11 protein-coding genes are annotated in these 12,038 nt (G+C 66.3%); 4 read left to right on the forward strand and 7 right to left on the reverse strand.

Annotated features, from left to right (window positions below):
* Positions 1-87: 87 nt before the first annotated feature.
* Entirely contained in the window at positions 88-1,965 is a 1,878-nt protein-coding gene (locus KTR40_RS09685; RefSeq protein ID WP_139029255.1) for a glycerol-3-phosphate dehydrogenase/oxidase, read from the reverse strand.
* An 86-nt stretch (positions 1,966-2,051) separates the two neighbouring features.
* On the opposite strand from KTR40_RS09685, the gene KTR40_RS09690 reads away from it, so the two are divergent.
* The 4 genes from KTR40_RS09690 to KTR40_RS09705 are packed head-to-tail and all read left to right on the forward strand — an operon-like array spanning position 2,052 to position 5,915.
* Positions 2,052-3,026, forward strand: coding sequence for a sugar-binding transcriptional regulator (locus tag KTR40_RS09690; protein ID WP_139029256.1), 975 nt, complete (start codon positions 2,052-2,054; stop codon positions 3,024-3,026).
* 10 nt (positions 3,027-3,036) lie between these two features.
* The gene (locus tag KTR40_RS09695; RefSeq protein ID WP_228403504.1) at positions 3,037-3,906 is read left to right on the forward strand and encodes an aldo/keto reductase; all 870 of its coding nucleotides are present in this window, start codon (positions 3,037-3,039) and stop codon (positions 3,904-3,906) included.
* A gap of 9 nt (positions 3,907-3,915) precedes the next feature.
* Complete coding sequence (locus KTR40_RS09700) at positions 3,916-4,842, forward strand: alpha/beta fold hydrolase (RefSeq protein ID WP_139029258.1); 927 nt, start codon at positions 3,916-3,918, stop codon at positions 4,840-4,842.
* Positions 4,839-5,915 (forward strand): glycosyltransferase family 1 protein, encoded by a 1,077-nt coding sequence (locus tag KTR40_RS09705; RefSeq protein WP_228403505.1) that lies wholly within the window; start codon positions 4,839-4,841, stop codon positions 5,913-5,915. The genes KTR40_RS09700 and KTR40_RS09705 overlap by 4 nt, the downstream gene beginning before the upstream one ends.
* Before the next feature lie 8 nt (positions 5,916-5,923).
* On the opposite strand, the gene KTR40_RS09710 is transcribed toward KTR40_RS09705, so the two are convergent.
* The 6 genes from KTR40_RS09710 to mihF all read right to left on the reverse strand — a co-directional run bounded on the left by KTR40_RS09710 (position 5,924) and on the right by mihF (position 12,020).
* The gene (locus KTR40_RS09710) at positions 5,924-8,035 is read right to left on the reverse strand and encodes a primosomal protein N' (RefSeq protein WP_228403506.1); all 2,112 of its coding nucleotides are present in this window, start codon (positions 8,033-8,035) and stop codon (positions 5,924-5,926) included.
* 148 nt (positions 8,036-8,183) lie between these two features.
* Positions 8,184-9,419, reverse strand: coding sequence for a methionine adenosyltransferase (gene metK / locus KTR40_RS09715; protein ID WP_228403507.1), 1,236 nt, complete (start codon positions 9,417-9,419; stop codon positions 8,184-8,186).
* 86 nt (positions 9,420-9,505) lie between these two features.
* Positions 9,506-10,750, reverse strand: a complete 1,245-nt coding sequence (gene coaBC, locus KTR40_RS09720) for a bifunctional phosphopantothenoylcysteine decarboxylase/phosphopantothenate--cysteine ligase CoaBC (RefSeq protein ID WP_139029261.1) — start codon at positions 10,748-10,750, stop codon at positions 9,506-9,508.
* 33 nt (positions 10,751-10,783) lie between these two features.
* Positions 10,784-11,044 (reverse strand): DNA-directed RNA polymerase subunit omega, encoded by a 261-nt coding sequence (rpoZ, locus tag KTR40_RS09725; RefSeq protein ID WP_139029262.1) that lies wholly within the window; start codon positions 11,042-11,044, stop codon positions 10,784-10,786.
* Positions 11,045-11,058: 14 nt separating this feature from the next.
* Positions 11,059-11,655, reverse strand: coding sequence for a guanylate kinase (gene gmk / locus KTR40_RS09730; protein ID WP_139029263.1), 597 nt, complete (start codon positions 11,653-11,655; stop codon positions 11,059-11,061).
* 47 nt (positions 11,656-11,702) lie between these two features.
* Positions 11,703-12,020, reverse strand: coding sequence for an integration host factor, actinobacterial type (gene mihF / locus KTR40_RS09735; RefSeq protein WP_139029265.1), 318 nt, complete (start codon positions 12,018-12,020; stop codon positions 11,703-11,705).
* Between the last annotated feature and the right edge of the window lie 18 nt (positions 12,021-12,038).

Genomic DNA, 12,038 nt, shown 5'->3' on the forward strand with positions numbered 1-12,038 from the left:
TTGACTCCTTTTATTTTTGATGGAGGTCCTTCGCGGGTTGAAGGACCGTGGGCCGGGGCGCGGTCCGCCCCGGCCGGCAGCCGGGCCTCAGGCGACCAGGCTGTGGGTTTCTACGCGGTGGAACCGCTGCAGGACATCCTGCGCATGCCTGATTTCTGCGGCCCGGGCTGCGGCGTTCCAGCCGAGTGGAGCCGACAAAACGTCTGCCACCTCATTGAGCAGCTCCCCCGTCACCAGGCCACGGAAGGCCAGGGAAGTCCGGCGGATGAGGACGTCCACCAGGTGTCCCACCTGCTCCTGTGCCGCCATGAACTCAAGTTCGCGGACGCTCAGTTCCCGGGTGGAATGCAGCATCCGGTCAGCGCCGGCGTCCAGGTACTCCATGACGGCTTCAGCCCGGGTGCCGTACCTGGTCAGCAGGCCCGCCGTACGGTCTGCATCACGGCCGGCGCCCATGTGGGCTTTGATCCATTTCTGGACTCCGGCCTCGTCGGCAGGGAACCCGGCGCCGCCGCCGATGGGCAGCTGCGCGGTGGAGACTTTGCGGTCCATTCCGATTTCGGCCAGGACATCGTTCGTCAGGTGTTCGGCCAACGCCCGGAATGTGGTCCATTTGCCGCCCACCAGGCTCAGTACTACAGCGCCCGTGCCGCTGTCTTTTCCGGGGCCGCGGCGCTCGATGCGGTAGTCGCGGGAAACAAAGCCGGGCTGGGTGGCATCGTGGCGGGGCAGGGGCCGCACTCCCGAGAACGTGTAAACGATCTGCTCGCGCGTGACCTCGATGTCGGGGAAAACGTGGCCGATCAGCTCAAAGAAGTACCCGATTTCCTCATCGGTGCAGACGGCATCCTCCGCCATGTCGGCGTCCACATCCGTGGTACCCACCAGGACCCGGTCCCCCATGGGATAGATCAGGACGATCCGGCCGTCGGTGTGCTCGAAGAAGATTTCCCGGCCCCGGCACGCTTCAAGCAGCCCAGGGTGGTCCAGGACGATGTGGGAACCCTTGGTGCCGCCCATGAAGGTGGAGGCCGCTCCCATTGCTTCGTTCGTGAGGTCCACCCAGGCGCCGGTGGTGTTGACGATGACGTCCGCGGTGAAGTCGAACTCCTCCCCCGTCAGTTCGTCCCGCAGCCGCACAGTGCTGCCCCGGCCGGTACCGGGATTGGGCTGTGCGGTCACGGACTGCAGCGAGACGTAGTTGCTGGCGCGTGCTGTGCTGCCCTGCCCGTTGCCTTCGCCTGTTGCGGCCAGGCCGGCCTTCTCCCCGTCCTGGAGGACGTCGAGCGTGAGCCGCTCCGGGTTGTGCACGGAAGCGTCGAAATAGGTTGCGGTGTATTTCACGTCGGGGCGGAGGCTGGGCAGTTCGGCAAGGGCACGCTTGCCAGTGAGGAACTGGTGGCGTGGGACGCTACCGCCGTCGCGGGAGAAGGAGTCGTACAGGCTGAGGCCGAGCTTGATGAGGAAGGCTCCACGTTCCTTGGGCCTGCCGTGCTGCTTGTGCGTCAGGAAGCGAAGGGGTGCCGAGAGGACCCCGGAGAAGGTGCTGAAAATCGGAATGGTGGTCTGCAGGGGCTTCACGTAATGCGGGGCGATACGGAGCAGCCGGTTGCGTTCCACCACTGATTCCTGGACCAGGCGGAATTCGCCGTTCTCCAGGTAGCGGATGCCGCCATGGATCATGTGCGAGGAGGCGCCGCTGGCCCCCTGGCAGTAGTCACCGCGCTCCACCAGGGCAACGTCCACGCCCTGCAGCGCGAGGTCCCGGAACGTGCCTACCCCGTTGATCCCGCCTCCCACCACCAGGACTTTCGCGTGCGGACGGCGCCGCAGGTGGTGCACGGAACTGCGCTCTACTCCTGGTTGCCCTGCTCCTGGCTTCGCCGCTGAAGCAAAAGGCTGGACGTTCAAATCCTTGGGTCCCAAAACAACTCCCTTGGGGCTTTGTGTGGCGCGGCCACACATGGGTTGGCCGCCGTTTCATAACTATTCTTTGGAGTAATGGAAAATGGAGTCAAGCACTATGCACAAACGTGCAGAAGGGAGCGGCAATGGACCCCTCACGTCACTCTGACGCACTGCGGGCTGCACAAATGTATTACCTCCAGGACCTCACCATGGACGCCATAGCACGGGAACTGAGGACGTCCCGGTCCACCGTTTCGCGGCTGTTGTCCTCCGCCCGTGAATCCGGCCTGGTCCAGATCCAGATCCGCAATCCCCTGGACACGGGCCCTGAGCTGGAAGGCAGGATCCGCCGCCGGTACGGCGTGGATGTCCACGTTGTCCCGGTCATGGAGATACTCAACGAGGCGGAGACGCTGGACCGCGTGGCCATGCAGGCGGCACGTACCATCGGACCGCTGGTGGACTCCAACGCGATCATCGGAGTGGCCTGGGGATCCACCCTGAGCGCGGTCAGCCGCCACCTCACCCGCAAGATCACCCATGACAGCGTCATCGTGCAGTTGAACGGCGCGGGCAACATGCACACCACCGGCATCACGTATGCCAGCGACATTATGCGGCGGTTCGGAAGTGCCTACGGAGCCAGGGTGGAACAGTTTCCGGTGCCGGCCTTCTTTGACCACGCAGCCACCAAGATTGCCATGTGGAATGAGCGCAGCGTGCAACGGATCCTCGAACTCCAGGCGAAGATGAGCATCGCAATTTTCGGCGTGGGCTCCGTGGACGCCGACTATCCCAGCCACGTCTACGCCGGCGGCTACCTCGACGAGGCTGACCTTAACACTTTGGCAACATCGGATGTGGTGGGCGACGTAGCCACCGTCTTCTTCCGCAGTGACGGGTCCTCCGACGGGATAGTCCTCAATGAACGGTCCACCGGACCGGCCCTCGCCGAGCTGCGGCAGGTCAGGCGAAGGATCTGCGTGGTGTCCGGCGTTTCCAAGATCAACGGGCTGCGCGGCGCCCTGGCGGCGGGCCTGGCCACGGACCTGATCCTCGACGAGGCCACCGCGCGCCGCCTGGTGGATTTTGAGGGCCTCGCCACCGCCGGTGGGTAGAGTCGTGGCTATGAGAACTTCACCGCGGCTCAGCCTGAACAACGGCGTGCTGATCCACCAGCTCGGATATGGGCTGTACAAGGTCCCGGCCCCCGACGCAGAATGCCTCGTCGCCACTGCCCTCGCGGCCGGATACCGCCACTTCGACACGGCGGCGATGTACGGCAACGAAACGGGCGTGGCGCGGGGCATCAGTTCGCAACTGGGCGGGGACCCGGGCAGCGGCGGCTCGGGCGAGCTGTTCCCATGGCTGTCCCGGGAAGATATCTTCCTCACCACCAAGGTGTGGAACAGCGACCACGGCTACGACGCCACGCTGCGTGCCTTTGACGAGTCCATGGTCAACCTCGGCCTGGACTACGTGGACATGTACCTCATCCACTGGCCCTGTGCCGCCCGCGGCCTTTTTCCAGAGACGTACCGTGCACTGGAAACCCTGTACCGGGAAGGGAAAGTCCGTGCCATCGGCGTCAGCAATTTCCAGCCCGCCCACCTCGACCGGCTGCTGCAGACAGCCGAGGTGGTCCCCGCCGTCAACCAGATTGAACTGCACCCGTGGCTGCAGCAGGCCGAACTCCGGGCAATGCACGACGGACTGGGCATCAGGACCGAAGCGTGGAGCCCCCTGGGCCGCGGCCAGGTCCTCGCCGACCCCGTCGTCCACGCCTGCGCCTCGGAACACGGCAAGACCCCGGCCCAGGTGATCCTCCGCTGGCACATCCAGCTGGGGAACATTGCCATCCCGAAGGCAAGCTCCGCGGCCCGGATCCGGGAGAACATGGACATCTTCGACTTCGAGCTCTCCGCCAGGGACATGGCGGCGCTCGCAGGGCTGGACCGCGGGTACCGCACGGGGTCCCACCCGGACAACGTCAACTAGGCAGGACACATGACTACAGCACAGCCCGGATCCGCCGCGCCTGCCTACTTCAGCGCCGACCTGGCGGCCCGCACCTCCGCCTCGACGATTGAGCTCGACGGCGGCAAGGTTGCCTACTGGACCTACGAGCCGCTGCCGGCTGGACCGGAAACGCGCACCATCCTGGTCATCCACGGCTTCCGCGGAGACCACCATGGGCTGCTGCGGGTGGCAGACCATCTTCCCGAGATGCGGATCATCATGCCGGACCTGCCCGCATTCGGGGATTCTGCAGCGTTCACGTCAGGGGCGCATTCCGTGGAGCGCTACGGCCGGTTCATCACGGCATTCATGGCCGCCCTGGGCCTCGGCCCGGACACGGTCCTCCTGGGCCACTCGTTCGGCTCCATCATTGCCGCACACTTTGTGGCCGACCACCCCGGAGCCGTGAACCCGCTCATTCTCATCAATCCCATCGCGGCACCGGCGCTGGAAGGGCCAAAGGGCGTCATGACCCGGCTGGCGATCCTGTATTACCGCCTTTCAGCCCGTCTCCCCCGCCCGGTGGGCCTTGCCCTGCTGCGGAATCCCCTGATTGTCCGGGTGATGAGTGAGACCATGGCCAAGACAGGCGACAGGGACCTCCGCCGGTTCATCCACGGTCAGCACCACGCCTACTTCAGCGCCTTCGCCAGCCGGGAGAGCCTCCTCGAGTCGTTTACCGCATCGGTCAGCAGCCATGTGGCAGAAGTGGCGGGCCGGCTGACGCTGCCAGTGTTGCTGATTGCGGGGGAAAAGGACGAGATCGCCGTCCTTGCCGACCAACACCGCCTGGCTGCCCTGCTGCCGGACGGGGAGCTGAAGGTGATTCCAGGCGTCGGCCATTTGATCCACTACGAAACGCCTGAACCGGCAGCAACTTTCATCCGCAGCTTCCTTAAGGACCATCCCGCGTGAAGATTGTCATCGACGCACGTTTTACCCGGACAGACCACCACGACGGCATCAGCCGCTACGGAGCCAGCCTGATCGCCGCCACGGCCAAAATCGCCGACGTCTCCATGCTGGTTTCCGACGTCCGGCAACTCGCCCTGCTCCCGGACGTTCCCTACACCCTCATTGGCAGCCCGCTCTCGCCGTCGGAAGTGTTTGTGGCTCGGACCATCAACAAACTGGGCGCCGACGTGGTGGTGTGCCCCATGCAGACGATGGGAACGTGGGGCCGCAAGTACGGACTGGTCCTGACCCTCCACGACCTGATCTACTATGAACACCCCGCCCCGCCCGGCTTCCTTCCGGCCCCGGTACGGGTGCTGTGGCGGCTGTACCACAAGGCGTTCTGGCCGCAGCGGCTCCTCCTCAACCGGGCAGATACCGTGGCCACCATCAGCAGGACCACCGAGGCGCTGATCGCGAAGTACCGCCTGACTCGCCGCCCTGTGCGGATCATCAGCAATGCCCCACAGCCGGAGCAGGAACCGCGGGAAGCCGGTGGGGGCGCTGAGCGGTCGCTGGTCTACATGGGGTCGTTCATGCCGTACAAGAACGTTGAAACCATGGTGGCCGGCATGGCTTCCCTGCCGGGCTACACGCTTCACCTGCTCAGCAGGATTACCCCGGAGCGCCGCGCCGAACTGGAAAAGCTCGTCCCGCCCGGGGCCCGTGTGGTGTTCCACAATGGCGTCACGGACGAGGAATATCACGCCCTCCTGCGCACCGCGACGGCACTGGTGAGCCTTTCCAGGGCTGAAGGCTACGGGCTTCCCTTGGTGGAGGCCATGTCCCTGGGCACGCCCGTCATTGCCAGCGACATCCCCATTTTCCGGGAAGTCGGCGGAGATGCTGCACTTTTTGTTGATCCTGGGTCCCCGGAGCAGTTTGCCGGCGCGGTCCACACCCTCCAGGACAACGGCCGCTGGGAGGACTTCTCACGGCGTTCGGTTGTCCGCGCCCGGGAGTTCAGCTGGGATGAGTCCGCCCGTCAGCTGGTGGACGTTGCCCACGACATCATGGTACGGCGGGGGCGCTAGCGGCCCCGCTAGAGGACGTCAACGCCGTCCAGCCGCAGCTGGAAGGGCTCAGCGGACCGCTTTGCCGCTGCCGCCGCCCTGGCGACCCGCAGTACACGGGTCACAGCGGCCGCCTGGCCATACGGGAAAAAGAGCAGTGTACGCACATCTTCCGCTGAACGGCGGGGCGACGGCGGCCCGTGGAGCACCAGGGGTGCCGGCCCGGCAGTCCGCAGTGTGATGCCTGCGGAGCCGAGCTCCGCGGCCACGGCAGCGGTGTATTGCTCGACAGCGGCCCTGGGCCCGGTCGCCGACGCGATGCGGACCGCAGGCGGAAGTTGCAGCTCGGTCCGCAGGGAGAGCTCCCGCTGCGCATACCCGGCAGGATCCCAGCGAAGCAGGGCGCCCACTGCGGCGGTGTCCGCAGCCGTCACCACCACCAGGCCGCCTTCCTGCGCAGGGCGCACCAGCGCAGCGGCGTTGAACCAGCGCCGGACGGTGTCCTCACCGGCCCGCAGGGTTTCGCGCCGCAGCAGCGAATCACCGTCCAACAGCAGGGCGGCCGCGTATCCGCCAGGTGCCACCGGCTCGGCACCCACGGTCGCGACCACCAGTGCATTGCCTGGACCCACTGCCGCTTTGACATGGTCGCCGGAAGACGTAATGACGGTTTTGCCCGGGAACGCGCGGCCAAGCTCCTCGGCAGTCCTGATGGCGCCGGTGGCGCCCTTGCGCAGCCGCCTGCCGCCGCAGTGCCCGCAGCGCCAGTCCGGTGCGGGGGTGGAGCACCACCGGCACTGGGGCATGGCTGAGGTGCCGGTGGCGCCCGCTACTGCCAAGGGTCCCTGGCAGTTGCCGCAGCGCGCCGGCTCACGGCACGTTTCACATGCCAGCGACGGCGCATAGCCGGCCCGGGCAACCTGCACCAGGACCGGCCCGCGTTCCAGCCCTTCCTTCGCGGCACGCCAGGCAGCGCCGGGAAGGCGGGCGATCCTGGCCAGCGGGTCCCGTTCCTGTTCGAAGCTGTCTGCCGTGTTGACCACCCGCGGAACCGTCCGCCGTACCTCGGGGCGGCCTGCCTCCACCGTCAGCGCCCAGCCTGCTTCCACCAGCCGTTGCGTTTCGGTGCTGCGGGCATGCCCCGCAAGGAGGCAGGCCGTGCCTTCCTGCTCGGCCCGCAGGAGCAGGACCTCGCGCGCATGCGCATAGGGGGCACGTTGCTCAATGTGGAGGTCGTCGCCGTCGTCCCAGCAGGCCACCAGGCCCAGGTCCTTGACGGGCGCAAAGGCGGCTGACCTGGTACCGATGGCCACCCGCGCGGTGCCCGCCAGAAGGTTCAGGAAGTTCCGGTACCTGGGGGTGGGGCCGTCGTCGGCGGTCAGCCGTGCTACCGCCCCCTCAGGCAGCAGGGGCAGCAGGGCATCCTCGAGGCGGTCCAGGTCGCGGTAGTCAGGCACCACCACCACCGCGCCCCGGCCGGCCGCGTAGGCAGCGGCAACCGCCTCCGCCAGCAGTTGCGGCCATCCCCCGGCACCAAATCCCTGGAGGGGATTCAGCACGGCCCTGGGCGAACCGCCGTCGGCAAGGTGCCGCAGGAAGGGCAGGCCGTTCCGGTAAGAGGCCCAGGCACTTGCCGCAGACCCGTCCGCCGCGGAACCGGAGGGCGGAACCGTACCTGCGGCCGGCCCCGCCGTGCCAACCGGCTCCGCAGCAGCAAACTCCTTTTCCAGCCGGGCCACGCGCGGTGGAACAGCGACCCGCAGGACATCGCTGGCCGTCCCCGCGTAGCGGGCCGCCACGGACATCACGAGTTCCCTGACAGCCGGGGTGAGGACAGGCACCGGGGAGACGATTTTCGCCAGCGGCACCAGGGTGTGTCCGGCGTCGGAGCCGGCCACGCGCTCCATGATGAACCCGCTGAGGTCCTGGCCGTTGAACTTGACCTTGACCCGGACGCCCGGCTTGGCGGATTCGTCCAGGGCCTCCGGAACGCCATAGTCGAAAAGCCTGTCCAGGTGCGGAAGGGAGGATTCCACCAGCACCTTGGCCACGGGCCTGTCCTTGGACAGCTGCGGCCCCGACGGCCGGGGCACGGAAGGAAAGCCCTGCAGGAGGGTAGGCTGCACAGCGCCCGGACGCACCGGGGAAGGCTGGAGGGCGCGTTCAGTAGCGATGGCGGTTACCTCCGTTCAGCTCCCTGGTGGACGTGCCCAGCCAACCACAGGGCAGCGACATTCCACGGAAGTCCATGATTCCGACGGCGAAGGAAGCAGGCCGGCCCGCCGGAGCCTAGGCGTTGAAGAACGCCTTCAGGTCATCAACGCGGTCCAGCCGCTCCCAGGTGAAGTCCGGCTCGTCGCGGCCGAAGTGGCCGTGCGCTGCGGTCTTGGCATAGATGGGACGCTTCAGGTCGAGTGCGTCGATGATGGCGCGGGGGCGCAGGTCGAAAATCTCGGCGATGGCCGCGCTGATCCTCGCGGGATCAACCGTTTCGGTGCCGAACGTTTCCACGTAGGTGCCCACGGGGCGGGCCTGGCCAATGGCGTAGGCAATCTGGATCTCGGCGCGTTTGGCCAGTCCGGCAGCCACCACGTTTTTGGCAACCCAGCGCATGGCGTAGGCAGCAGAGCGGTCCACCTTGGACGGGTCCTTGCCGGAGAAGGCGCCGCCGCCGTGCCGGGCCATGCCGCCGTAGGTGTCCACGATGATCTTGCGGCCGGTCAGGCCGGCGTCTCCCACGGGTCCGCCAATGACGAACTCACCGGCAGGGTTCAGGATATTGCGTACCCGGGACAGGTCCAGGTTGGCGCCTGCGAGCACCGGTTCGATGACGATCGATGCGAGATCGGCGCGGAGCTGGTCCAGGCTGGCGCCCTCGGCGTGCTGGCTTGAGATCACCACGGTTTCCACCGAGACCGGCACGTCCTTGTCGTATCCGACCGTCACCTGGGTCTTGCCGTCCGGACGGAGGTACGCCAGCTCCCCCGATTTGCGTACTTCGGTGAGGCGCTCGGACAACCGGTGCGCCAGCCAGATGGGCACGGGCATGTAGGAGGGGGTTTCATCGCTGGCATAGCCGAACATGAGGCCCTGGTCGCCTGCGCCCTGAAGGTCGTAATCGTCCTCCTGGCGCCCCTCGCGGGCCTCCAGGGAGTTGAACACGCCCCCGGCAATGTCGTTGGACTGCTGGCCGATGGACACGGACACTCCGCAGCGGGCGCCGTCGAATCCGTTGGCTGAGGAGTCGTAGCCGATGCCCAGGATGGTTTCGCGCACGATCTGCGGAATCTCCACGTAGGCGTCCGTGGTGACTTCGCCCGCTACGTGGACCAGGCCGGTGGTGGCCATCGTCTCCACCGCCACCCGGGATTCGGGGTCGGCAGCCAGCAGCGCGTCCAGGATGGCGTCACTGATCTGGTCGCAGATCTTGTCCGGGTGGCCCTCGGTAACCGACTCGGAGGTGAAGAGCCTGAGCGCGGTAGGCGTGGCCCCGGAAGTCTGGGGAAGGTGCAGCGGTAAAGTCACTCAACTACCTTACTGGTTGGAATGCGCGGGCCCCGCAGGAGACGCCGGGAGATGTCTCCGTACTAAGCAAACGTGGGCTGAAACACTCAAGCGCGGGGCGAAACGGCATTCAGTTCAAAGGCGATCCGGCTGATGATGGCCGCCGAAACCTCGGTCTTGGTTCCGGACGCCTCCTGCGGTTCGGAGCCGGACCGGGCAAGGATGACAACCGAATTCGTGTCCTGGCCAAAGACTTTGTCCGTACCCACATGGTTGACCACCAGCAGGTCGCAGCCCTTGCGCTGCAGCTTCGCTTCGGCGTAGGCCAGCACATCGCCATCGCTGTCGCCTGTCTCCGCCGCGAACCCGACAATCAGCTGGCGCTCCAGTGCCGCGCCCGTCCCATGGCTGCGGAGCTCCACGAGCTCATGCAGGATGTCCGGGTTGCGGACCAGCGTGATCACCGGATCGTCATGGTCGTCGCGCTTTTTGATTTTGGTGTTTGAGACCTCAGCCGGGCGGAAGTCCGCCACCGCCGCGGACATGATGACGACGTCGGAATCAGCGGACGCGGCCAGCGCCGCCTCACGCAGTTGCAGGGCCGTCTCCACCTGGACAACCTCGACGCCGGCCGGCGGCGGGACTTCCATGTGGGCTGCGAGCAACCGGACGGTTGCGCCCGCATTCCGCGCAGCTACGGCCAGGGCGACGCCCTGCTTGCCGGAGGACCTGTTGCCGAGGAACCGCACGGGATCCAGCGGCTCGCGGGTGCCGCCGGCGCTGATGGTGACGGTGCGGCCGGCCAGCGGGAGCTGGAAGTCCTGCTGCCCCTCCACCAGGGCCATGGCAGCGGCAAAAATGGCTTCCGGCTCGGGAAGCCTGCCGGGGCCCGAATCTGCGCCGGTAAGCCTTCCGGTGGCCGGCTCCAGGACAGCGGCTCCGCGCCCACGGAGGGTTTCCACGTTCGCGCGGGTGGCCGCGTGCTGCCACATTTCGGTGTGCATGGCGGGGGCGAACAGCACCGGGCCGTGGGCCATCAGCAGCGTGTTCGTGAGGAGGTCGCCGGCCTGTCCGGTGGCAGCCTTCGCGAGGAGGTCTGCCGTGGCCGGCGCGACCACCACAAGGTCAGCCTCGTGGCCAAGGCGGACGTGGTTGACCTGGTGAACGTCGTCGAAGACGCTGTTGCTGACCGGATTGCCCGACAGCGCCTCCCAGGTGGCGGTGCCCACGAACCGCGTGGACGCCTCCGTGGGGATCACGGTCACGTTGTGCCCGGCTTCAGTAAAAAGCCGGAGGAGCGACGCCACCTTGTAGGCGGCAATCCCTCCCCCGACTCCGAGGACTATGCGCACGTGACCTCCGTCAGCAGCACGTCAGGCGGCAGATTACTCTGCCGGCTGGATCGGCGTGGAAACCAGCTTGCCTTCGTTGATCTCGCGAAGCGCGATCGAGAGGGACTTCTCGTTCAGCTTGGTGTCAACCAGCGGGCCGACGTATTCGAAAAGGCCCTCGTGCAGCTGGGCGTAGTAAGCGTTGATCTGACGAGCACGCTTGGCACCGAAGATCACCAGGCCGTACTTGGAATCAGCCGCTTCGAGCAGCGAGTCGATCGGCGGGTTGATGATGCCTTCAAGGTTCGTGGACACGAATTCTCCAAAGTCTAGCGGGTTGACGGTTCCGGCAAACCGTGCGGATGCGGGGTCAGCCCCATGAGTGAAACAAGCTCGTCCGCTGCCCGGCGAACGTCGTCATTGATGACGGTATGGTCGAACTCCGGTTCAGCAGCAAGTTCCAGTTTAGCGGTTTCCAGGCGTCGCTGCTGTTCCTCGGGGGTTTCCGTGCCGCGGCCCACCAGCCGGCGGACCATTTCGTCCCAGCTGGGCGGGGCGAGGAACACGAACTGCGCGTCCGGGACAGCGGCCTTCACCTGGCGTGCACCCTGCAGATCGATTTCCAGGAGCACGGACCGGCCCTCGGCAATGGCCTGGTTCACCGTGCTCTTCAGGGTCCCGTAGGTGTTCTGTCCGTGGACCACTGCCCACTCCAGGAGTTCGCCGTCGGCGATGAGTTTTTCGAACTCTTCCTTGGATTTGAAAAAGTAGTGGACCCCGTCCTGCTCGCCGGGGCGGGGTGCCCGGGTGGTGGCCGATACGGACAGCCAGACCTCGGGATAGTTGTCCCGGATGTAAGTGGACACGGTGCCTTTGCCAACAGCCGTCGGACCAGCGAGGACTGTCAGTCCAGGTTTCTTGCTCACGTATTCCTTTGCCGGGGTTTGGGGTAAGGCAGGTTTTTTGGCCCGCCCTAGTTCTCGTCTATAAAATCTACCAGCGCCCGGCGCTGGTGGACGCCCAGGCCACGGACCCTGCGGGAAGTGGCAATCCCCAACTGGCCCATGATGGCCGCGGCCCGGACCTTGCCGATGCCCGGAAGGGCCTCAAGCAGTTCGGAAACCCTCATCCGGGCCAGCGCATCGTCCTGCTGAGCGGAGTCGATGATGTCCGCCGCGGATCTCTCGCCGTTCTTCAGGCTTTCCTTGGCCGCCGCGCGGGTGGCCCTGGCTGCTGCTGCCTTGTTCAGGGCGTCAGCCCGTTCCGATGCGGATAACGGTCGCAGGACCATGTGGACACCCCCGGATTC

It is taken from the genome of Pseudarthrobacter sp. L1SW, assembly GCF_020809045.1.
In the GTDB taxonomy this organism is placed as follows: domain Bacteria; phylum Actinomycetota; class Actinomycetes; order Actinomycetales; family Micrococcaceae; genus Arthrobacter.